The 25,088-nt window shown below is 37.4% G+C and carries 9 protein-coding genes; 1 reads left to right on the top strand and 8 read right to left on the bottom strand.

Annotated elements, in window-relative coordinates:
• From ACRD64_RS18150 to ACRD64_RS18115, 8 genes are all read right to left on the bottom strand, one after another.
• Nucleotides 1-3,501, bottom strand: coding sequence for a DUF5107 domain-containing protein (locus tag ACRD64_RS18150; protein WP_430934880.1), 3,501 nt, complete (start codon nt 3,499-3,501; stop codon nt 1-3).
• Nucleotides 3,502-3,545: 44 nt separating this feature from the next.
• Nucleotides 3,546-5,150 carry a glycoside hydrolase gene (locus ACRD64_RS18145; protein WP_430934879.1) on the bottom strand — a complete coding sequence of 535 codons (1,605 nt, stop codon included), beginning with the start codon at nt 5,148-5,150 and terminating at the stop codon, nt 3,546-3,548.
• A gap of 50 nt (nt 5,151-5,200) precedes the next feature.
• A complete protein-coding gene (locus tag ACRD64_RS18140; protein ID WP_430934878.1) occupies nt 5,201-7,765 on the bottom strand; it encodes a glycoside hydrolase in 2,565 nt (854 codons plus the stop codon).
• Between the two features lie 99 nt (nt 7,766-7,864).
• Complete coding sequence (locus ACRD64_RS18135; RefSeq protein WP_430934877.1) at nt 7,865-10,780, bottom strand: T9SS type A sorting domain-containing protein; 2,916 nt, start codon at nt 10,778-10,780, stop codon at nt 7,865-7,867.
• A gap of 123 nt (nt 10,781-10,903) precedes the next feature.
• Nucleotides 10,904-12,610, bottom strand: a complete 1,707-nt coding sequence (locus ACRD64_RS18130) for a RagB/SusD family nutrient uptake outer membrane protein (protein WP_430934876.1) — start codon at nt 12,608-12,610, stop codon at nt 10,904-10,906.
• Nucleotides 12,611-12,722: 112 nt separating this feature from the next.
• Nucleotides 12,723-15,455 (bottom strand): SusC/RagA family TonB-linked outer membrane protein, encoded by a 2,733-nt coding sequence (locus ACRD64_RS18125; protein WP_430934875.1) that lies wholly within the window; start codon nt 15,453-15,455, stop codon nt 12,723-12,725.
• Between the two features lie 34 nt (nt 15,456-15,489).
• On the bottom strand, nt 15,490-17,313 hold the full coding sequence (locus ACRD64_RS18120) for a RagB/SusD family nutrient uptake outer membrane protein (protein WP_430934874.1): 1,824 nt from the start codon (nt 17,311-17,313) through the stop codon (nt 15,490-15,492).
• 17 nt (nt 17,314-17,330) lie between these two features.
• The gene (locus tag ACRD64_RS18115; protein ID WP_430934873.1) at nt 17,331-20,585 is read right to left on the bottom strand and encodes a SusC/RagA family TonB-linked outer membrane protein; all 3,255 of its coding nucleotides are present in this window, start codon (nt 20,583-20,585) and stop codon (nt 17,331-17,333) included.
• A gap of 356 nt (nt 20,586-20,941) precedes the next feature.
• Between ACRD64_RS18115 and ACRD64_RS18110 the strand changes: the two genes are divergently transcribed.
• On the top strand, nt 20,942-25,039 hold the full coding sequence (locus ACRD64_RS18110) for a hybrid sensor histidine kinase/response regulator transcription factor (protein WP_430934872.1): 4,098 nt from the start codon (nt 20,942-20,944) through the stop codon (nt 25,037-25,039).
• The last annotated feature ends 49 nt before the right edge of the window (nt 25,040-25,088 follow it).

The following is a 25,088-nucleotide window of genomic DNA, read 5'->3' as shown; positions in this document are numbered from 1 at the left end:
CTAAAGAGAAATCTGTTCCAATAGTTCTTTTGCCCCAACATGCATCGAATTCAATACCAAAACTTCCTTAAGTATATCCTTTGCATTTTTGGTATTTCCAAGTCCAACCTCAGCAAGTCCAATTAAATATTTTGCATCAATGGTATTTCTCTTCTGAATATCATCTTCAAATACCAGAAGTAATGGCAATGAAGTTGCGAAATAGTCAATTTCCGCTTCTTCTTTTAATTTGGCCTCAGCAAATGCTTTAATGTTTTTCAGTAAGGTTTCAGCCTCTTTCTTTTTTCCTAACTCCATTAATGAAAGTGCTTTGAAGTATGACAACTCGGAATATGCACTTACAGCCATGTTAATAAAATCACCTTCTTCAAGGGTACTTTTTGTGAAAAGTGCATTTGCATTTTTCTTCTTACCCATTGCTTTTAGTGCCATCGCTTTCCAATAATTGATATGTGCAACAGCTTGAAGTGGATGATATTTTTCTCCCAGGTTATCTGGTGTGTTCATCGATTTTTCAAAATACTGTAAGGCAGTTTTAGCATCACCTTTCTTCAATGCTTCCTGTCCTAATTTAAGGCAAGCTTCAGTAAATTGCTTTAAAACCTGACCTTCACCACCTTCCCATGGATGGAAGCTACGGTTCTCCATTAAATCCAGCGCTTTGCGATGTTGACCGTTAAAGTTGTATAATGCTGCCAACTCTACAGAAAAATCATCACGTGTTTTAATTTTCTCTAGCATAGGTTCTAAACTTGCTAAGCGCTCTTTTGGACTATCGTTTAATTTCTTTCTAAGTTGGTCGTATTCATAACGGATTCGCATATCCTCAGGCGAGAACCCAATAGCCTTTAAATAAGCCTCTCTTGCCTTTTCACCTTCACCACGTGCATTCCAATATGCAATTCCCAGACTACGGTATAACGTTCCGTATTTGCTATTGGCTGCTACAGCTATTTCCCATGATTTTATAGCATCCTCATGTCTTTTTAGGTTAAAGTAATAGTTACCTAAACCATATGCTGCAAGTGACTTAAGCTCTGCTTTCTCAATTGCCCACTCCAACACCAATTGCTCATTAAGCCTTGATGGGAAAAAGTAGTCGTACGAAGCATCCTTCGCTTTACTTAGTACTTTAGTACAATTTGATTCATCACCTGCTTTATCATATAACCAAGCCAGTACAAACTGTGTCATTACCGATTTACCCATAGGGTTTGGTACAACACATTTCGGGATTTCATTTTTATGATGAAGTTCGATTAAATCAATCGCTTCCTTATAAAAACCAGCTTCTGCATAATCAAATGCTATGTCGATAATTGTTTGTGCATCATTTCTTGACGATTGAATAAAATCATCGTAATTACCCGACAGGTTTGCTGCTTCAAATTTTGCCCACTGATCAAGAGCGTCAGTTTTGAAAAGCGCTTTTAAGGTTTCCTGAGCAAGCGCTTTTTTGTCTTGTCTTTTCTGAATAACCGCTTTTAAAATTATTGCTTTATTATTTTGTCTGTTGGTATTTAGCGACTCTTCAAGATGTTCCAATGCCGTATCATAATCGTTGTTCATACAATCAATTGTTGCCAACTGATAATATGATGCTGAACGCCATTCGAAATTCCAGGTAGCTTTATAGAATAAACCATAAGCTTCGCCATATTTACCTTGAAGCGCACAAGCCAGTCCACAAAAATGGTGTGCCTCTCCTGACGCAGGATTTGGATGATAAGTAGTCATTATTTCAATGGCTGCCTTAAGATTCTTTTCTGCCTCAGCAAATTTTCCACTTTTAAGCGCTAAACGTCCCAGTCCAATGTAAGACTTATAACTTTTAGGATCGCGCTTAATCGCTTCTTTCCAATATGTTTCCGGATAACGCGTTGGGTGACGATACAACTCAAGATGTTCTCCTATCAATTCAAGATCGTTAGCACTTTCAACTTTTTTAGGCTCTTCTGGTTCAAACGCCAATTTTCTGTTACGTTCTTTATTGATTTCACGATGATGGTAAGCTAATAACTCTTTACCATTCTCATCCTGAACGATTAATGAAACAGTATTTTTCTGTCCATCTTTAATCTTAATGGTATTATCTTGCCATGGCTCATTCGGAGTTACTGTTTTGTTTTCAAAAGCTCTCTCATTATCACCAATCTTCAAAATGAATTTTAGGTTCTCTAGTTTGCGACTACTTGCTACCCCTAAATCCAACTTATTGTTCTCTTGAATTTCAAGACGAATGGCCAAGTCTTTGTTGGCATTTTGTACGGGACCAAGTTTTTTAAATGACCACCAATATTGAGAGAATGTTTTTGTTTCGTACGGGAGCAAATAGGTAAAATCGGGTTGATTATCCGTATACACACCTGCCATAAGTTCAAAGTACGGTCCGCCTTCATCAGTCAATTCACGATCCCAGGCCCTTCCAAAGTCATGATTACCCCAAGTCCATTGCTTTTTTCCCGGAGCAATATGGCGGTTGGCCACATGAATAAATCCACCATCAGCTTTGAAATCATAACCTCCAAAAAAGTCGTATTTTGTATCGCAAACCATGTAACTGGTAGGTACAGGAATATTATCATAATTACGCAAATCGTTTTTGCCAGGTCTCTCATGATACGGTATTCCATAATAATCGTTTTCGGCATTTGGAAAACTACTTTGTGCACGAACAGCGTGGTCGGCCACATAATGTACATCAGGTGGAAAGAAGCTACGGTAATCTTTATGTACTTCAACCGCTACATTGGCCCACCACAAAAATGTTTGTGTTAAAGGCGTACGATTAAAAAGTCTTCCGCGTAGCTCAACAAGAGAGCTTCCCGGACGAATCCGGATGCCGTGCATACCTTTTAAACGGTACATTGGATCGTATTCCGACATCCATAATGTTTTTGCCCCATCCGCTTCCTCTTCAATGTAAACATCGCTCGGCAGATACGTGCCGGGACGGTGATGTTGTGGCCAGTTAAATTCTACACCGCCACTAATCCAAGGGCCTGCCAAACCAACTAAGGCCGGTTTAATTACCTTTTGTTGATAGAAAAAATTGTAATTATCATTGGTTTTATCTTGTGCCTCAAAAATTCTCCCACCTATTTCGGGTAACATTACCAAGCGCACAAATTCGTTTTCAAGGACTACCGATTCGTAGGTTTCATCCGTTTTTTCGTCATAAACCTTATCGATAAAAGGAACTGGATAAACCTTACCTGACGAGCCCTGGTAAACTCGTTTTTCAAAAAATACCGGGTTAATCTCTGGTTTCCCCAAACCGTATGTTGGTAGTGTAATCTTCTGTTTACGGGCATTTACGCTATTTTCACCTTTGCTGTTGTCGGCTATTGAGTCAGTCTGTACGATCGAATTACTCAAACTCCCCGAGTGCATTTCTTCCGTCATCTCCATATTATCCCGTTTCGAAAAACTACTCAACATCGTTATTGAAAAGACAACTAATGTGAAATTTCTAACACTTTCATAAATCCGTGTTTTCATGTTTATTTGTGTTTTCATGTTTCTTCTCTTCCTTATGTTTATTATTAATTCTGTTTTAATATCCGTTCATTGGCAATGACTAAAGTTGACACAGATCGTTTAGGCAGCAACAACTCTTTGTTCCTCACTTTCTTTTTATCCAGATTTCTTTCCTTATCTGTAATATAAATAGATGCATCCTTCCACTTAATTCCATCCAACTTAACCAGCCTATCTTCCTCTTTATGATTAATGAATACCAACACAACTTTTGCTTTTGAAGCATCCTTAAATGCAGAAACTTGTAAATCCGTTGCTTGATCCAGTAAACTTAAGTCACTCTCTAATTCCACATCAATACGTGTCATCCCTGGCCGAACAAAGCGTGAATAATTTCCGAATGCCCATAATAATTTGGTTTCGGAAATATTTCCATTGAACATCAATTGATGATTAAGCTTAGATGTATCACTTTCTACTCCATTCCCTAAACCATCATCAAGATGAATTAAACCATCTTTAAAGTTGAATTGAGACAATGCGGTCCACCACTCCCAGGATCTTGCATTGGCAATCGTCAAATCAGAATGAATCACGCGGGCCACATACAATGCGGTTGCCATTCCTGTATCGCGACCCCAACCTCCTTTTATTTCGGAATTCTTTTCGAGGATACAGAATTCTGTTTGATGATAATCGATTTTTGGGTTGATCTCTTTAATTCTGGCAGCCAATTTCTGACGATATAATATTTGCTGATCTAACGGCCAGGTTGTAAAGTAGGAATGTGAAGTAATGGCATACTCCAGGTTTTCAAAATCTCCGATGTATAAATCTGACGCTGGATTATAAAATGCGTTTATTTGATCGCCATTATTATTTTTACCTTTTTTCTGATACAAATAACCAACATCTCCAGCCTCACCTACAAGCAACTTTGTTTTTACACCTCTTGAGGCCATCTCCACGGATAGAACTTTTACATAATTAAAAAGCTCAGTATTGGTTGCTGGAGTACCTTCCTGATTGCTTTTGTCCCATGCCCATTGAGGCTCATTAAATGGACTTAAAAAATCAAAATGTATATTTTCCCTTTTTTCAAAATGTTCGATAACGTCAACCAGATACTTGGAATAAGCCTTATAGTATTCTGGTTTTAAATTAAATCCTAAATCACCCTTGGTAGCATGTGCTAATCCATTTTTGGTATAAAAAACCGGAGGTGAAATGGTGTAGGCTGTAAATACAGGGACTCCATTTTCTTTGGCTGCATTTAAAAACCATCGCTGTCCTTTGTACTTGGTCCAATCATAATGGCCATTGGCATCCAAGAAACATTCGGACCTGCGCCACACGTTACGTATATCTGACTGATCCCCTTGTTCAGCAGAACCCGCCCCCAAATAAAAACGCCAATTTGAAAGCCCTATACCTAAGGGGTTTCCATCCTTATCCATTTCAAGGCTAAAAAGTAATTCTGCAATCTTTTTCCGTGTTTCAATTGGCCAGTGTTCACCAACAAACTGACATCTCCAGGAATCCGATGCACCAAAGCATTTAATTTTCTGATGGGTTTTTTCAAAGTCTATCTCAACTTTCACCTCTGAATGGTTCTGGGAAAAAGATGGAAGTGCCCAAAAGATAATCAGTATGTATAGTATGTTTTTCATTTGCTTTGATTAATATTACTATTGCCAAAATTGCTTGATTTTGTTCATATTCAATGGCTCGAAACCATAACCTTTGTTGTACTAACATTAACGCCGTCTATACCTGCCAACAGGTAAACTCCTTGCACCAAATGAGAAGAACGAATAGTCATCTCTCTTAGTCCTTTACTAATGGGATTTACACTTAATAAATTTCCAGTTGTATTATATAGACGTATTTCCTTCAATGATGAATTCTCTTTGAACCTAACTATTATATCATTATTAATCTTATTATAATAAGCTTTAAACTCCGGGACTTTCAAAAACGAGTTTGCAGAGATATTAGATGAAATATCCGCTGTATAAGTAATTACTGAAAGAGCAGGAACAATCAGGTTATTGGATGAAAAATCAAATTCTTGTTTAGATAAATTAGCAAACTCATCTGTTAAATATAATTGAGCGTTTTGCAGCCTTTTATCTCCAACACCTTTCAATAAAATCTTTGATTCTATTGCTTCGTTGGTATAGTTGGCCCCAACTAGTACCAACTTTTTTTCATTGTCATCGGTATAAACTGAATAAATAATATCAGAGGTTTCTTCTGAGATTGTCAAATTATCAGAACGCGTATAGCTTACCCGCTTCATTCCAGGACGAATGAAATGAGAAAAGTTACCCAACGTGTAAAAAAGTTTATTGAGATGATAATCGCCATCAGAATTATCATTCTTGGTTAGTGCTTCAATTAGGGCAAACCTTGATTCACCCCCATGTTTTCCTTGACCGAATGTACTCCACCATTGCCAACCAGTTGTATTAGCAACATTTAAGTCGGCCATAAGAACTTTCGAAAGCGATAAAGCACATTCCATTTCTGTTAGCACGTATCCATCGGCATAGCCGTCTCTATAACCTCCACCTAACAGAGAATATTCAGTTTGCCATGCCATGGGAACGGGATCCAACTGAAGGCTTTGATCCAGAAAAGTCTTCCGTTCACTTTCTAAAGCAGATCCAAAATCTTTCCAGTAACTATGATAGGAAACTATATTAGAAAACGAAGGTGTTCCTACCAATGAGAGGGTGGAATTCTGATTCCAAAAATTGTCCAACTGGTTACTGGCATGACCTGTACCTCCTATATGATAACTGATTGAGCCAGCTTCTGAAATAAACAATTTTGTATCGATATTTTGCTTGGTAAACTCATTATCAATAGCAACTACAACATCATGTATTTCCTGATTGGTCCATGGGGTACCTTCTTGACTAACGTTTCCTCCGACTTCCGAAGGCGCCCAAGCATATTGAGGCTCATTTAATGGACTTATATAATCAATCTTAATTCCTTCATTTTTAAAATGTTTGGATACCTCTGCAAGAAAACGTGCAAAATCGTCGAAGTATTCTTGTTTTAATATGGTTGACATTGCTGCCCCGTATTCTCTAAAACCGAGATTATTATCAGTATAAAGGACCGGTGGACTATTTTGCCAGCCAATGATGTGATTTATATTATAATTGACCGCTGCTTGTTTTAAAAACCATTGCTGGCCAGCTTGTTTATTCCAGTTGTAATTTTTTCCGTCAGCATTGAGAAAACATTCGGTCCTTCTCCATTCCTGGGTGATCCGGCTTGCCTCTTCTTGTTCTGCAGTCCCGGCTCCTATATTAAAACGCCATGCAGACAGTCCTAATCCTTTAGGATTTCCATGCGCATCTTTTTCTGAACTAAATAGTAACTCTGCTAACTTCTCTTTTTTGGTTTCCGGCCAATATTTCCCTATTCTCTCAGCATTCCATCCATCAGAAGAACCAAAATTCTGAATAGTTTGTTTTTTATCGGTAATATCAATTTCTATTTGTATGGGATTACCTGCTGTTTCCCAACGTGTTTTATTATTTTCCGGTGCCGGTATTTGGGTTTCACGAGCTAAGGCCTGGATTTGATTGGCACTAAGAGATTTGTTGAATATTTTAATATCATCTAACCTTGCCGACATATAATAATTGTTCGAACGATTAGGATTACCACCCAAATACAATGAATTTGTTTGAACCGATTTTGGTGTAAACATGATATAACCTCGAGAAACTTCCTCACCGTCAACATATATGGTTGCCAATTTATCAGCAAATGTTATCGCCACATGCAACCAGGTATTTTTAACAATAGGTCGGGCGTTAAGTGCTTCATAATTACTATATTCTTTATTATCACTAATTACTGAGCTCATATTATTACCCCAACCGTTTTGAGGGGTGAAAAATAAATTGTTATTCGTATCCGGATCATGAAGTTCAAACAATTGATGCCAGGAACTGGCGTTGTTACTTTCCCAGTAAAAGAAAAAGGAAATACTACACGAATCTGAATCCAGAAGCTTTTTATTAAATACCGCATAACTCTTTGATTCAGCAGAAAACCGCAATACCGAACCTCTTTGAGAATCGTTGTATAAAGATGCCTGATTATAAAGATTAATAACAGAATTAACCATTTCGTCTACAGCAGAATCGTTATCAAAACTATAGCTTGCTATAGGCGTATAATAATCCTGAGCCACTATATTTCTCTCAATAAGAGATAGGTAGATAACCGTTATTAATATTTTTAATAATAAACGCATACTGAAAAGTCTAATAACCAGACGAAATAATTGATATGTATGGATTAAGGAGAAGATGTTGCAACAAACACCTTCTCCTCAATAGTATGATGGGAATGACTAATAAATGGTCATCTTTTTAGTATCAACAACACCGTTTTCAGTTGTAATCCGAACAATGTAGATGCCTCTATTCAAAGGAATAGACACGGAATTTCTACTTGTTTGTTGAGTATCAACCATCGATCCTGTTAGGCTAAAGACAGCATATTTAACAATAACATCCGAAGATTGGATATTTAAGGACTGGCCACCTTGCGAATAGATGATTTTAGGTTCACTTTCAGGAATAGCACGCTCTATTATTTCAGGAATGACTTCCTGGTTTTGAGGAATTGCTTCTTCGTAAACAGGGGTTATGGTTTTAAGTAAAACCTGAAACTCATCATATACTATCCACTGACCTGCCGGCACTCCATTATTATCCCCTTGACCTCTAATACCAAAACTTAAAGTACCATCGGAAACTGTTATTTCGATTTCACTTTTTGTTAAATCTTGTTCGCCGTTATTATACAAGGGCAAAGGCAAGTCAACGATATTAGCCCCACTTTCTGCAAACAAACCAATCGCACCTTCACTACTATTTCTATAAACGCAACTTATTTTATAAGTACCATTTGAGATATTGTTAATCGATTGGTAAACCATCATCTGATAGTCGGAACCTCTCCACCAGGTAATACTGCGAGAACCATCTATTCCCCGATTTTGAGCGTAGGCTGCTTCAGGAGTCGGAGAATCCACCAACCAATCCGTTAGATCTGCATTAAAGCCTGCATTTACAACAGGTATATTCGGCATCCTAACCACCTCTACATTATCAAATACAACCCAGTTACCTGCCGGTACAGCATTGTTCTCTCCAGCTCCATGAACACCAACAGTAAGTGTACCATCGGTAACCGTTACAACAGTCTTAAACTTCATTAGCTGATTGCCTGTTACAGGCACCATTGACTCAACACCTGCACTTTCACCAGAAACCACAAAGGCATTATCCACATTGGTTTTTGCCATTGCACTCACCGCATAGGTACCATTTTCCAATCCGGATAATGTTTTTGAAACTGAGATGGCATAATCGGCACCTCCATAACAGGTAATGCTTCTAGATCCATCAACACCCTTATTTTCTGGGTAAGCCCGACTTACGTCTCCTTCTACCGACCAATCCGTCAAATCGTTTTCAAAATCACCATTGGTAACTTTAGTTTGCGACGCCCATTTAACTTCAAAATCATCAAAAACAACCCAACTTCCTGCTGGCACCATATTATCAGATCCACTACCTTTTAAGCCAAACTCAAGCATTCCGTTGGTAACTTCAATTTCAACTGTTCTTTGGGTAAGAGTACCATCGTTTACTAATGGAAGTACCTGATAATTTGCATCACTTGCCGCAAACAACGAAAAATCATCCGTTGTCCTCACCGTTGCAAAACAACTTACTGTATAAGTACCATTAGGTATCCCACTAATGGATTGATATACACTCATTTGATATTCAGAACCTTTCCAACAAGTAATACTTCTTGAACCATCAACACCTTTATTTTCAGGGTATGCTGCACTTGGGGTCGGCGAATCAACAACCCAGTCGGCAAGGTCACTTTCAAAACCTGCGTTTAGCAATTCAACCAACGTATCTCCTGCTTCCAATGCTTTTTGGAAAGTTTTAATAGCCTCTTGCATAGCTGCAATACTTGCATCTAATTCTTCGGAAGTAACATCAACCGTATTTATTGCCACAATGGCTGCTTCAATGGCTGTACTTAAAATTTCTTTTGCTTCTTCAAACTCTTGTGTTCCCTCAAGTAGTTCAGTAGCAGTATTTATTTCAAGTATGGTATCCTCCATTTTTTCAAGATGCAGTATTGCAGCGTTATATGCATCAGCATTGCCCTGTGCGGAAATCAAAATAGCTTTTGCGCTACTAACAGCGTTAGCCACTCCGCTGCGTAACCTGCTATCAAGGCCAGTTAATGATGTACCGAATGTTTGTGCAGCTATAATGGCCTCCACCAATTCTTTTGCAGCTGCAATATCTAGTGTAATAACTTCAATATCTTCTGAACTTAAACTCCCCGCGTTAAATGCTTCATCCGCATTATTTACTAAAGCCGTGAATGAGGTTTTTACGTCACTATCTGCATCTGATGCATTAATAAAGGTCAAAGCATCAGTCAACATGGTATCAAACTCAACCACCCTGGTAAATTTGGCAATGGCTTCGTAGATCATATCCTGAGAGGCCAATATTTCCGATTCTGTGGCAAATACTCTTGCTTCCCGCCCTTTCTCAAGTGCATAGAAGAAATCGTAACGTGCTGTCTCCGGAGCATTGGGGTAGGTTTTATACAAGTTTTCACCGATTTCCAGAGAATTATCATATGCTGTTAATGGGTCAAATTCTACGAAGCGAAAGACATTATTGATCATATTTTGTGGAGTAACATCTGCACTTTTAACGTCACTAAACGAAACAAAACCTTCCGCCTTCAGATTTAATGCATCCGCACCCGGTGTATAGGCTATACCGTTAAGTCCATCTTCCTTTTCTATGGTTTCAAATTTATACCAACCATCGGCTACTTCTATAAAGCGGTACTGCATTTCAGGAGAATCAGCAGGATCCCGGTTAGCCCCTAAATAAGCATTCCAGTTCCACGACATCAAATGGTGAGCCTCAGTTAAATTTTCATCATGGTTAAATACGCTATAGTAACCCGGATACATTGCTGTTGCTTTAAAAGTCCATAATTGGCTTAAAGACCCGTCAAAGAAGTCTGCTAACTGAATTTTAGTTTGCCAGCTTGGGTGTGCTGCATTCTGATACAATATCTTTTCGTTGGTTTCGCCATCGTAAACTTGAATATAATACTTTGTACCATCAACTTTCGGCTCAAAAGCTTGCTGAGCCCAGCCCATTGTCATGGAGCAGGTTATTATTAATATGCTAACTAAATATTTCATGTGTCTAAATTTAATTTTTCAATGGCCACATGGAACTCGCCACCTTAGTCATACTCTTGTATAAGTAGTATTTCACATGGCTCGTTTCATGATTTTAGCTTTTAATGTTTATACACTTAACTCTTACCATCCCGGGTTTTGTTCCAAACCATTGTTTACATCCCTTTGTGGAATCGGGTATAAATTCATTCTTTCCTCAAAATAACGGTCTTCCAACTTTTGCTTTGAATAATTGAATGAACCATCAGTGTTCATTGTTACCTCCATTTTGTACAGAGCAGCACCTAATACATCTTTTGCAATACCCCAGCGTCTTAAATCCCAGGCACGTTGTCCTTCAAAAGCCAGTTCTAAAAATCTTTCTTCGCGAATACGCTCTCTTAATTCTTCTTTATTTATACCGGTTAGCGGCAATTCATCCAATCCACCATGTCGAACAATGGTTTGGTTAAGAATTGTTGTTGCAGTAAGGTACGAATCTCCTCGATCGGTTGGTCCCCACACTTCATTCACGGCCTCTGCCCAAATGAGCACAATATCAGCAAATCTAAATATAGGCCACTCTTTGTTTGAACCTTGCTGTTGCCTTAAATCCAAACCTGTATCTACAAACTTTTTCAGATAATATCCGGTTCTTGTTCCATATGGGCGATCCATACCATCCCTTCCACCTCTATATATGTCAACAGTTCGCGGTTCAACATTACGTTCATTCCAACCGCTGCCGTTGTATAGAATAGTTTGTGCTAAACGGTCATCTCTGTTTGCATACGGATTTGAAGGATCATACCCAGAACCTGGCTCATCTATGCTCATGCCATTTTTCATGCGATATGCATCCACCAGGTTTTGCGACGGGTTGGTTGCTCCCGAAAATTCAGGTGTCTTTCTTTCGCTGCCTATCGGATAATTTCTGATTTCAAAGTTACCTGAATTTGCATGACGATAACCAAGTATCACCTCTGGGCTTGTACCATCAAATACATCGTATGGTCCAAATGTAAATACCCTGTCAAATGCAATATCTTCGGCCGTTGCTGCAACTGCCTTCCAATATTCCATTTGTTCCGCAGAACCTTCTGTTATTGCTGTATTATACACCGGACTGGCAAGCAACAATTGTGTTTTACATTTCAACGCCTTTGCAGCAGTTCCATTGGGTCTCCCCTGATCAGCACCTTCATCGAGCAACGGAAGCAATTCATTATCGATAATATAGTCACATTCGCTTATGATATATTCTGCACAATTTTTAAAGGTAGACCTGCCTGCTTTGAAGGCATCGTTTCGCACATCCTCAAGGCTATCAACAGCCGCATCTCCAACCAGGACTACACCTCCATAATGTTTAATCAACTCGTAATAAAACAAAGCTCTTAAAAAACGCATTTCAACTTTGTAACCCTCAAGTTCTTTCATATATAATGATCTTTTACTTGGAGCGTAGCTCTCATAAGTAATGGGCTCAGTTCTTTCAAGAAAATGATTTATCTTATAAATGTTTTGATAATGTCTATTCCAGATATTATCAATAAAACCTGTAGTAGAATTCCAGTTACCTGTATTCATATTTTGCACGGCATGCCTTGGATTTGAATTTTCCGCTTCATCGGTGGCATTGGCATATAGTGCCCAACCAAACTCAAGATTATTATACCCTGTGGGCATATTACTAATAACGTTAGTAACATATCTGGTAACATACGAAGGATTATCCCATTGTAATTCATCACTAATACCTGTGTCTTCAAGCATTTCAAGGTCCTGACATGCGGAAAAAGTAAATGCTGCAAGAATTATTACTGATAATATTTTTATATGAATTTTCATCTCATTATATTTTAAGTTTTTGGTATTCAATGGAAACCGCCTATAATTATTCTTAGTTAGATAACATTCCGTGGCTGGTTTCATATCTTAATAATTTTTAACCGCTTGAAGTCTAAAAATCTATATTAACACCTAGCAAATAAGATTTCATAGGTGGATATCCTATAGAAGTATATTCGGGATCGGTATATTTCCACTTGCTCATTGTAAGAACATTAACCCCCCTTACAAAAAATCTTACTTTCTTCATGTTAAGGTCAGACAGTACATTTGTTCCTAGCGAATACCCCAGTTCAATGTTTCTAAGCTTAACGAAGTCCCCTTTTCTAACCCAATATGATGAACTTTGGTAATTGTTCATATTTGACAAGGTTAAAGCCGGGAATCCTTCTTCTTCAGCAATTTCGTTTACCGCATTACCATGGATAAAGGGCTCTGCTAATTCATTTCCGTTTAAATTAATATCGCGATTGAACTGCCCCTGCAACATGGCTTCTATATCGAAATTTTTATACGAAGCTCCTAGTCTAAGCCCAAGATCAATATTGGCCATGTAATCTCCAATAACGGTCATATCCCTTGAATCGATGATATCATCGTTATTCATATCTTTATATTTCAAGTCACCCACTCTTGGTGTACCGAAGGTTTGTGTTGGGGATGATTGTATATCGGCACCACTCTCATAATAACCGACAGTTTTATAACCGTAAATTGAAGTAGCTGAATTGCCCGTTTTATTCAGATGTGCCAAATCGCCTGTATTAAGGGACTCTCCCATCTCATCAACGGAATTATCATAATAAGAGAATACTAAATCTGCATACCATTTCAACACCTTGCTATTTTCGGTATATCCAATATTTACATCAACACCTGTATCAGTTAGTTCTCCTATATTTTCATAGGGTAGGGTAGCTCCTGATATTGATGGAATAGTATAATCTACATAAAGTACATTGGTCCTTTTGTTTTGATAATAATCTGCTTCCACAGATAATTTATTAAACATCTCCAACTCCAAACCAATGTTCATCTTATTGGATATTTCCCATTGAACATCTTCATTTGCTAGCACACCAGGCTGTGTTCCACCAAACCACGCCCAGTCTGTACCAAATGGGAAGCCGCCATTGTTGGTATAAAACTGAGCATAAGGGTATCTGCCATTTACAGCCCTGTTATATCCGGTAATACCATATGAAGCTTTTATTTTACCATAAGTAAAAAGGGCACTGTTTTCTGCAAAGTCTTCATTGGTAAACACCCATCCTGCCGATGCAGAAGGAAAAAATCCATATTGTTTCCCTTCAGCATATTGGTCAGATCCAAAGTAACTCGCGGCAAGTTCTAATAAGTACTTGTTGTCTTTTGAATAATTAATTCTACCGGCATAATTATTAGTCAAATAGGGCGATAAGTCGTTGTTGGTTCTATATTGCTGGTCGCCTTGGTAACGTAATAAAACATTTAGCTTGTTTCCATTCTTCTCAGGCATATCGTAGGCAATATCACCTGTATAAATAATAAACCTGTTACTTTCGGCATTACTCCATTTGCTAAAAGGATAGTTTTCTCTATACGATTCATAGGTATACTCATCACCTACTTGACCGGTTACCTGTCTTACTCTAAAATGTCTCCAGGTTCCATCTCCGTTTGTTGAACCATTATCAAGCGCATAACCTAAACCCACAGAAAGTCCTTCAGTAATCATTCCCAGGTCTTGTTGCAATTTAAAGCTCGCATTGAATATGCGACTCAATGAATTGCTATCTCCGGTATACTCCAACATTCCTAAAGGGTTGTTGTACGACAAGTATGAACCTCCATAACTGCCATCAGGGTTCACCGCATTAAATTCATTTGGAGGTAAAGTCAATATCGAACTCCAAAGCTTGGATGCATTATCTGCCGGATGTATATTCTTGTCAACACTTCCGGCCAAATCCAATGAGAACACCGTGTTATTTGTAACCTGCACATCAATGTTCGACCTTATATTTAAACGCATTAGACTAACATTAGCGTTCATTTCAGGATTTTCGGGTTTATATATACCATTGTTGTATAAACCACCAACGTTAAAAAAATACTTAATGTATTCTGATCCTCCTGTTAATCCGATATTTGCTCTTGTAATATTGGTAAAATCTTTAATTACCAAATCTTTCCAATTAACATTCGGATATAACGGTGAAGTGCCTGCAGCGGCTATATCAGCTGTCGAGTATTTAGCAGGTAAACCATCGTTTAATGCAGCCTGATTATACATAGTCATGTATTGGGTAGCATTCAATACTCCCATTGTGCTTTGGGGAGTTTGTATACCAGACTGAATACTAACACTAAGTTTACGTCTTTGAATCTCACCCCTTTTGGTAGTAATCAGTATAGCTCCATTAGCTCCTTTCATACCATATAGGGCCAGGGCTGAAGCATCTTTTAATACAGAAACAGATTCAATTTCTTCCGGGGCAATGTAAGTCATATCCCTCTCAAACCCATCTATCATTATTAATGGTGCATGACCAGCTCCTCTTATTCTTAATGTAGGAGAGTTGTTACCTGGCTCTCCACCGCCTTGCATAACAAATAACCCGGGAAGCTTACCCATCAATGCGTTACCGAAATTGGATACAGATCCTTTTTCGAGTTCTTCTCCAGAAACCGCAGATATTGAAGAAGACACATTATTTTTTTCCTGTTCCCCATAGGCAATACTTATTTTGCCGTTTGAAATTACCTCCTTATTATTTTGTATCGTGTCGGACTGTGACCACCCTTGAGTTGCAATGGCACAACAAACAACAAGGAATATATATGATCTAATATATTTTTTCATAATTATTAACGTATTAATTCCTGAATTAAATGGATTAGTAAGCCGGATTTTGGTATAGCCCAGGGGTAGTGTTTACCCATGTTTTTGCATGGAAGGGGTGAAAATAAAGTTTGTCATCCCAAGAATTGGTCCAATTTAAATATGTTCTTGAAACTACACCATTGTTAACTGCCTGCCCCACCATAGTCAATTGAAGATCTTCACCATTTTTCCATCTTCTTAAATCGAAATAACGTTGTCCTTCCAGGTAAAACTCCACTCTTCTTTCGTACTTAATAGCATTTTGGAATTGTTCCTCTGCAGCAGATCCCTTATAGTTCTCGGCAGCATAATCAGGCATGCCCGAGCGAGATCGAATTTGATTCAGATAATTTATAGCTTCGGCATCTGGCCCGTTATTAAATCTATTAAGTGCCTCGGCATATAACAAGTAAATATCTGCCAACCGAATAATAGGATGTATAGGCGTATAAGTTACCGATTCAGACTCTCCGATCGCTTCGTTAACAAATTTACGCACCATAAAACCAGATATAAAGTTAGCCCAATCACCATGTGTTCTATCCGGAACTGATTTATCAAGATCGAAATTTATTAGTTTGTCATTGTAGGACTCACCAAATGTAGAGCCATGATAGACAATATTCTGATGGAAACGGGGATCTCTGTTTTTAGCAAAATCCTGATCGCTGTAGCCCGCATCAATACCTGCTTGAGAAATAATAGGTTTGGTACCATCTCCACCTTCATAGCCTTCAATCGGAAATTTCCCATTACTCATTTGGTATGCATCTACGTGCTGAAATGTTGGCTGCATGGCCAAATCAGCTCTATTAGAGTAGGCAATTCCATAAGGATAGTTCATCATATTATGTGCATATGCCCAGTTTACAATAGATCCATTGGATAATCTTTGCCATAAAATATGTTCGTCTGTTTTATTAATGGCCAACTCATAAACATTCTTTTCTTCTCCCCCGCCAGTATACAACTGATGACCAGCAGCATGTGCTGCATCAATGGCCTCTTTACAGGCATCGGCAGCACGCTTCCAGCGTTGTTGGTCATAACTTCCATACCCCAATACTTCCGAATGCTCATAACCGGCAGCATATGATGGCGTAGGACCATTGTACAGGTCACTTGCCGCATAAACCAATACTTTTGCTTTTAGGGCTTTTGCTGCAACACTGGTAAATCTTCCTTCCCATCTATCCTCCCATTTCTCGGGCAGCATGGATGCTGCAATATCTAAACGAGAAACTATACTGTCCACCAGCTCATTAAATGGTGCCCTTGGAATAGGATCTTCTCCACCTACCAATACTCTGTTAATCCAGGGTAAACTACCCCATATTCTAAATCCTTTAAAATATTGATAGGCCAGGTTGGCATGTGCCTCACCCCGCATATAGTTTATGTATTTTTCGTCGTCTGCAGAAACCGGTGTTATATTTGCCGCTTTTTGCAAATACACATTCGCCATACGTACGGCAAAAAACAAGTGTGGTAATTTGTACAGTTGATTACTATTAGAGCTCATAGTTCCATCGACATATTGCCAGTGTCTTACCCAGGGTGCTTTAGGATAATAAAGATCCTCACCCATACATGACCAACTTAGCCATGCAGCGTCATCCCACCAGTTAACCGGAATATTATCAGGGCTAAAATAACGATCCTGATAAAGGGTCATTATAATCTGTTGTGCATTCGTTGATGTAGTAAATACTGTATCGATGGTGATATCACTACCAGCAGGTTTTTCTAAAAAGTCCTTTTCGCATGAGGCAAATAATGTTACCATTAATGCCAGAAAAGCAATGGACTTAAAACTATATATTATATATTTTTTCATGTCTAATTACTTATAAATTAAAATTGAACTTGAACTCCAAGATTTATAACTCTACTGCGCGGATATCTCAACACACCGTTTGTAGTTTCAGGATCTATATATTTAATATCACTAATGGTTAACAAATTATACCCATTGGCAAAAACTCTAACATTGTCCAGTCCTAGTTTTTCAATGAATTTATCCGTTTTATCAAAAGTATAAGCTATCTCAGTATTCTTTAACCTTATGTAACTTGCATTTCTCATCCAATATGAGCCCACATATTTCCAGTTATCATTAGAGGCCAGTAAACGAGGAAATTCAATTTTTTCGCCAGCCGCATATCGTTCCGGAGTATACCTGTTCATTACAAAATCCAGTGCCGTACCTTTGCTTAAAGTTGGTGAGTTATCCGTTCTTACATTAATTGCATAATCCGCACCTCCCTGAAACATAAATGAAAATGAAAGCTTTTTATGAGTAACACCAGCTCCAAACCCAAACATGGTTTCCGGGAATGTTGGAATATCCAGATATCCGGCATCATCGGTAGTAATTAAACCATCATTGTTACGGTCAATAAACTTAAGGTCTCCCGCTGACACATCACTACCGTCGTCAAATATTTTGTACGCCTGATAATCATTTTTACTTGCTCCCGGGTTCAGTTCGCTATAGGTTGCCCATAATTCATCTTTATACGTTTCCGCTTCTTCTACCGTTTTAAAGAAATCTTCTTGTTGATACCCCCATGCTTCACCAACACGTGTTCCTGTTTTTTGCCTATAGGGTAAATCTACCTCCGGCTCATCAATTTCAATAATTTTGTTTCTGGTATGTGTATAGTTGGCATTTGCCCAAATTCTTGTATTGCTATTTAGCTTTTTATTAAAACCTAATTCAATTTCATACCCTTCGTTATGAACCTGCCCCAGGTTTAACGCTAAAGCACCGGTTTGCTGATAAATAGGCACAACTTGTTGATCAATTAAAATGTCGGTACGGTCTTCTGTGAAATAATCAATATTAAGAGATATCAAATCCTGAACAAAAGACAGGTCTGCACCATAATTGATTTTTTTTGACTTTTCCCAGGTTACATTAGGATTACCTGTTCTTCCCGGTAAGGCATGCGCATAGTATTGCAAAGCGCCTAACTGACCAAATTGTGGCCCCCAGTAATTTGAGTTACCCATTGTATAGGTATCCGGTAGATATAAAAACCTATTCCCCCCCATTTTATCATTTCCAACAGTACCATAAGAGAATCTAAACTTACCATAGGTAAGAATATTTTCGCCTATCAGGTTTTTTAACCATGGTTCCTCGGTAAATGTCCATCCGGCTGAATAAGCAGGAAAAAAACCAAATCTTTTACCTTCAAGAAAATTTTCTGAACCATTATAACCAATATTAAACTCGGCCATATATCTGCTTTTGAAGTTATAGGTTGCCCTACCCGAAAAACCTAAATATGAACGAGGAATATCACTAAATTCGCTCAAATAATAAAAAGATTTATCAGCATTGAATAATCCCATTAAAGACACATTATGGATATCATTAATGCTTCTTTGGTAATTCAAGGTAAACTCGTAATATTCTTTTCTTCTTTTATCCTGAGATGTACTATTAGCCGGCAAAATATCTTCTTTCTCTCTGTAAAAACTTACTGTACCATCGCTGTTTAAAAAAGGCGAATAATAAGGGAGGTTTTTATCATTCTTCTCTCTTCGAATATAATTACTAAAGTAACTCACAAACGAGGCTGTAGCTTTAGCAGACAGCCCTTCTGTAATAAAATCGAGCTTTTGATCTATAATAAACGAATAGTCGCTGGTATTTTCCAACTCTAGATTATACCCCCGAAAATCACTGTTCAGCATTACATTATTCGCATTTTCCTGAAGCATCACCAGCTTGCCATCATGAACATAGCCGTCCCAAGGTGAAGAGTGCACCACTAAATTCCAATAAAAGCTTCGTGCAGGCTCATTTCCTCCTTGTCCTAATGAAATGTTTTGGTTAAAACTACCGCCAATATTAACTTTTGCAGTTGTTGTATTTGTTAATTTAATATCCAGGTTTGTGCGATAGTTATACCTTTGATAATTGGTTGATTTATCTAAATCAGGATTGATATTTTTAAACATTCCATCCTGATCGAAGTAACCTAACGAAGCAAAATATTTAAACTTGTCGCTACCTCCTCTAATGGTAAAATTATGTTGTTTTTGAAACGCGTAATCCTTAAGCATCAAATCGGCATAATTGGTACTTGGGTAAAAGAATGGATCACTCGGTTCCACAGGGTTACCATCAATTACTGCTTTATACCTATCCCGAACACTTTTGGGGTATGGTGCAATTGGATCTTCAGAATCCTCTGCAAATCCTGAATATTCGTTCAAAAGGCCTTGTTGCTGATAACTATTAACCAGTTTGATGCTCCTATCAGGAATCATCACAGCCATAGTTGTTTTGTACATTACCTTCGCCGGCCCTTCTTTTCCTCGTTTTGTAGTTACAAGAATAACCCCGTTAGCTCCCCTTACACCAAAAACGGCAGTTGAAGAGGCATCTTTCAGTATTGATAAGGTTTCAATCTCGTTGGGATCTAAAAAGTTAAGTTCACTTTGCTGACGCTCAACTCCATCAATTAAAACAAGGGGACTTGAACCTGCCCCCTCATCAAGGGTAGCAATACCCCTAATTTTAATGGTGGCTCCATCTTTACCTGGTCGTCCTCCGGATTGATTTGCAATTAATCCAGGCAATTTACCTGCCAAAGCCTGCGTTACACTACTTACTGGTTGCTTTGTAAGCTCTTCTGAACTTACCGAAGACAATGAGCCAGTTACAGTTTCTTTTTTCTGCGTACCATATCCCACCACCACAACTTCATCAAGTTTGGCGATATCCTCTTTTAATACTATATTAAGCTGTGACGTTTGCGGCGTCACCACAATTTCTTGCGTTGCAAAACCAATAAATGAAACTACAATGCTACTGTTAATTGAAGCTTTTAAAGAGAAATTACCATCTATATCGGTAATGGTGCCGATGCTCGTTCCTTTTATTACTATACTTACTCCAGGAATTGGAGCTCCTGTTTGGTCTACTATGGTTCCCTGAATTTTTACTTCCTCTTGTTGAATAAAGTTAGATTCTTCTTCAAACGAAATAGATGCAAATAGTGAAGCTGCGTCAAACAGAAGGAAAAACACCACCACAAACCATATGGAGCGGTGATTTCCAAACAACTTGCTAATTCTGATCTGATTAGTCATAAGCTTAATGTTTAATTATATATCATTTAAGTTTTGTAATCTATTAGCTAACGTTATCACGTTGACTAATTTTTTGCAGTTAATCTAATAGATTATGCAATTAATTATTGTTTACATTTTTTTAAAATTTTAATTAATTCAAACTTAAGAAGAAATAACAGCTCATAATATGGCTCAAATGTTCAACCCGACCTGCCATCCGCCATCATCCTGTATTCCAACGGGTTTACAAACCTAAAAAGCAATTAACCACTAAAGTTTGAGCAATTACCCACCTATAATCAAGGAGAAAAAAAAAAGCATTAACAATTTATCCCCTAACTTTGATTGTAGTTATTAACAAGCATTAATATTGTATGAACAAAAGTGCACACATCGTTATGATCTTGCTTTTTTCTTTGACGGTTAAATTATTGGCCCTCGAAGGAAATATAAATCATGTTAATATTGATTCGATTTATTTTGAGACGATCTCAGCAAAAGAAAACTTACCCAACAGTATCATTTATAATATAGAACAAGATTCACTTGGTTTTTTATGGCTTAGCTCAGATGACGGACTTTTTAGGTACGATGGCAAAAACTTCCGGATATTCAGAAACACTCCACGAAACCCCAATTCTCTGGTTTACAACTCATTTAACGATATGCATCTTGATCATTTCGGTAATCCATGGATTTTATATTCAAGTGGGCTAGACAAACTGGACTCAAAAACAGGTCTACTAAAACATTTCCAACAGGAACCTACTTCAAACGAAAACCTGTTTATGTACAATACCTATAAATTTACAATCACTCCCGAGAATAATATATTTATTTCATCACGCAACAATGGGCTATTTTATTTAAATCACAATGATTCAGTAATAAAGAATCTTCATCAAGAAAAACAAAAATTCCCAGCTATTAACGATGGACTTGAAGCTATTGCCTACAAGAACAATTGCCTTTTTGTAGGGAAACAACAAGACGGAATATTTCAAATCAGCTTAACCGAAGACAATTCTAAAATACTAAATGTTACAAAGATCGCAGACACTAAACATACTTTAATTTATACCATCTTTCCTGATAATAATAATAACATTTGGGTTGGAACAAAGCAGGGGATTATATACATTAATCTCTCGACCGGAGAAACGGTTCATTTTGAATCGCAATTAAGGAATAACCAATTTCTTCCGAGAAGTGAAGTATTATCTCTTCTTGTTGATGATAATAACAACTTATGGATAGGCACAAGGGAAGAAGGCTTAAGTATTGTTTCTATTGCAGATATTGAATCTAATGCGGATCAAGCAAAAAGCATCCGATACACACCTAATAATCAAAATGGTAGTCTTTCAAACCGATGTATTAACAAAATTTTTAAAGATAGTGATGGTAATATTTGGTTAGGAACATTTAGCGGAGGAGTACAGCTCGTCTCTAATTACAATAAGAAAATTCATTCTTTAGCGTATAATCCAGGTCATCCGGAAAGTATCTCACACCCCAAAGTATGGGGAATTACAGAAGATTATAATGGAAATATTTGGATAGGGACAGATGGAGGCGGAATTGATATTTGGAATCCTCGAAAGGGTATTTTTAAAAGATTATCCAAAAAAAACGGACTCAGCGACAATGCAATACTTTGTGCTTTAACAGATGCTAAAGGAGAGCTATGGTTTGGTACCTACAGGGGTGGTATCAATAGAATTAACCCAGATAACGGACGAATAAAAATCTATCAAAACATCCCCACTCCTTATCCCGGATCTTATACAGCAGATATCAGGATACTTTACCAAAGTCCGTCAGGAAAGATATGGGCTGGTACTAACCTTAACGGGCTAAGCTATTATGATTCTAAAACTGATTCGTTTATCAACATCCCGGAACTCGATTATATTGATGTAAGAGCAATACTCGAACCCACTAAGGGAGATTTATGGGTTGGTACTCATGCCAATGGACTTATATATTACAATTTAAATACCAAGACAAAAAAGTATTTTACTGTTAATACATCATTAAATAATAGTATACCCTCTAATAACATTAATTTCTTAGCGAAAGGAGATTCAGCTAAAATTTGGATTGGCACCGAATATGGTGGCTTGTCATGTTTGAACACACAAAACGGTAATTTTGAGAATTTCGATAGCCGGGATGGTTTAGCCAATAACACAGTACTTTCTATCCTGAAAGACCCAAAGGGATATTTATGGTTGAGTACCAATGTCGGGATTTCTCGTTTTGATCCATCTAATCATAGTTTTATTAATTACAATAAAGAAAATGGAGTACTTCCGGGTGAATTCCTGAATAGTTCATGTATCAATTCCAAGGTTGGCATTTTTTATTTCGGCAGTTCCAGCGGCCTTAACTTCCTAAACCCCCAACACATACAACCTTCAGAAAACAAGCCAAAAGTTGTTTTTACCAACTTAAAAATATTTAATGAACACGTTCTACCTGGAAATGGCATCATAGATAAGAATATTGAATTCAATCCGATCATTCATTTAAACCATAAACAATCGGTTTTCACCATAGAATTCCAAGCGATTCAATATCCTTTTGCCAATAAATGCAAATATAGTTTTAAACTGGAAGGTTATGATCAGGAATGGAATATGGCTGGAATAAATAATTCAGCCACATACCGACAACTTCCAGCCGGAACCTACTTTTTAAAAGTGAAAGCCTCTAATACTGATGGTATCTGGAGTGATGATATTGCATCCATTCAAATTGAAGTGATACCCCCATTCTGGCTAACCATATGGGCATATATCTTATATGCATTTACTCTGTTAGTCATAACCCTTTTGGTGTCACGATTTAGAACCAACCAGGTAAAAACCGTAAATCAACTTCATTATGAACAAAAAATCAGACAAGAGGAACAACGAATTCATCAAGAAAGGTTAGTGTTTTTTACAAACATTTCTCATGAGTTGCGCACGCCTCTGACTATGGTTGAATGTGCTGTAGAGGACTTAAAAACAGCCTTAAAAAATACAAGGAATAAAAAAGTAAGTGAACTCATAAAAACTGCCAGCTTTCATTCTACCAGGCTGCTTGAATTAGTTAATCAATTACTTGAATTTAGAAGGGTTGAAACTGGCACACCACAAATTTCGGTTGAATATTTAAATATTAATGAATGGCTATCGACTTATATTTCAAACTTTAAAGAAATGGCCAAAAGCAAATCAATAGATTTAAAGCTATCTATGTCGGTTAATAGTACAATGTTATATGTTGACCCTGATAAACTATCCATGATTATGAATAACCTTATTTCCAATGCATTTAAATATACACCTAAACATGGCATAATAAAAGTAAACACCGAAGATCGAAACGACGTTATTAATATTGAAGTAATAAATTCAGGAGCAGGAATTTCAAGAAAAGCCCTGCCTAATATTTTTGATCGCTATTTTAAAACAGAAAATAATTCCACTAGTACTGGAATTGGTCTTTCTCTAACAAAATCATTAGTAGAGCTGCACAGAGGTAAGATTAGCGTAAGTACAATTGCAGGAGAAGAATCTAAATTTACTTTAACTTTCTTAAAGGGAAACAATCATTTTGAACCTGGTCAACTTAAACCTATCGAATCCTCTGAAGAAATTGAATCAGACGTCTTAATTGATGAAAGAGAGATAACTCCGATTAGGAATGAAGACAATCAGGTCATGCTGATTATTGAAGACAATCATGATATCTCTTCCTTGCTAGCATCCAAGTTTTCATCCAAGTTTGAGGTGAAGATTGCTGAAAATGGTGAAAAAGGAATAGAAATAGCTCAGGAAGTTATTCCGGACATTATAATATCAGATATTATGATGCCTGGTATACAGGGAACCGAAGTATGCACAACACTAAAAACCAGTCCTACTACCAGTCACGTTCCAATCATTTTACTAACTGCCAAAGGCACTGTTGAGGATGAACTAATTGGGTTAACAACAGGAGCTGACGACTATATTTCCAAACCTTTTAATTTCAGAATTTTGGAAGCGAGAGTGATTGCATTGCTAAAAAACAGAATTAGTCTTTTGAACTATTTTAATGAAAACAAAACAGAAAATGTAGAGATTGAAATAAATGAGGCGCAACAACTAGAACATGAGTTCCTACAAAAAATAGAGCAATTGATTCTTAAAAAGTACTTAAATTCTGATTCTTCGGTATTTGAACTTGCAGAAGATTTGAACTTTAGTCGCTCTTCCCTATATCGGAAAATTAAAATGTTAACAGGTAAATCGATTAATGAATTTATTCGATCGGTAAAAATTAAAGAAGCAGCAAATTTACTTGCCAACAAAAACATTACTGTCTCTGAAGTCGCTTATCAAGTAGGGTTTAATGATCTCAGACATTTTAGGGAAAATTTTGTCAAGCAAGTTGGAGAGACTCCTTCTGCTTTCAAAAAGAAAACACGGTCAAGTTAAACTAATAGTAGGTAGTGCTAATAACTTGTCTCGGAAAGTCATAACCATT

Origin of the sequence: Saccharicrinis sp. 156 (assembly GCF_050589685.1) — a bacterium.
Taxonomy (GTDB): Bacteria; Bacteroidota; Bacteroidia; order Bacteroidales; family Marinilabiliaceae; genus Saccharicrinis.
The sequence above is the reverse complement of the archived record's forward strand: the minus strand, read 5'-3'. Positions and strand labels throughout refer to the sequence as shown.

What these genes read in the sequence shown, in the direction of transcription:
- ACRD64_RS18150 (WP_430934880.1), bottom strand. Translation starts at nt 3,501, where the DNA reads ATGAAAACACGGATTTATGAAAGTGTTAGAAATTTCACATTAGTTGTC.
- ACRD64_RS18145 (WP_430934879.1), bottom strand. Translation starts at nt 5,150, where the DNA reads ATGAAAAACATACTATACATACTGATTATCTTTTGGGCACTTCCATCT.
- ACRD64_RS18140 (WP_430934878.1), bottom strand. Translation starts at nt 7,765, where the DNA reads ATGCGTTTATTATTAAAAATATTAATAACGGTTATCTACCTATCTCTT.
- ACRD64_RS18135 (WP_430934877.1), bottom strand. Translation starts at nt 10,780, where the DNA reads ATGAAATATTTAGTTAGCATATTAATAATAACCTGCTCCATGACAATG.
- ACRD64_RS18130 (WP_430934876.1), bottom strand. Translation starts at nt 12,610, where the DNA reads ATGAAAATTCATATAAAAATATTATCAGTAATAATTCTTGCAGCATTT.
- ACRD64_RS18125 (WP_430934875.1), bottom strand. Translation starts at nt 15,455, where the DNA reads ATGAAAAAATATATTAGATCATATATATTCCTTGTTGTTTGTTGTGCC.
- ACRD64_RS18120 (WP_430934874.1), bottom strand. Translation starts at nt 17,313, where the DNA reads ATGAAAAAATATATAATATATAGTTTTAAGTCCATTGCTTTTCTGGCA.
- ACRD64_RS18115 (WP_430934873.1), bottom strand. Translation starts at nt 20,585, where the DNA reads ATGACTAATCAGATCAGAATTAGCAAGTTGTTTGGAAATCACCGCTCC.
- ACRD64_RS18110 (WP_430934872.1), top strand. Translation starts at nt 20,942, where the DNA reads ATGAACAAAAGTGCACACATCGTTATGATCTTGCTTTTTTCTTTGACG.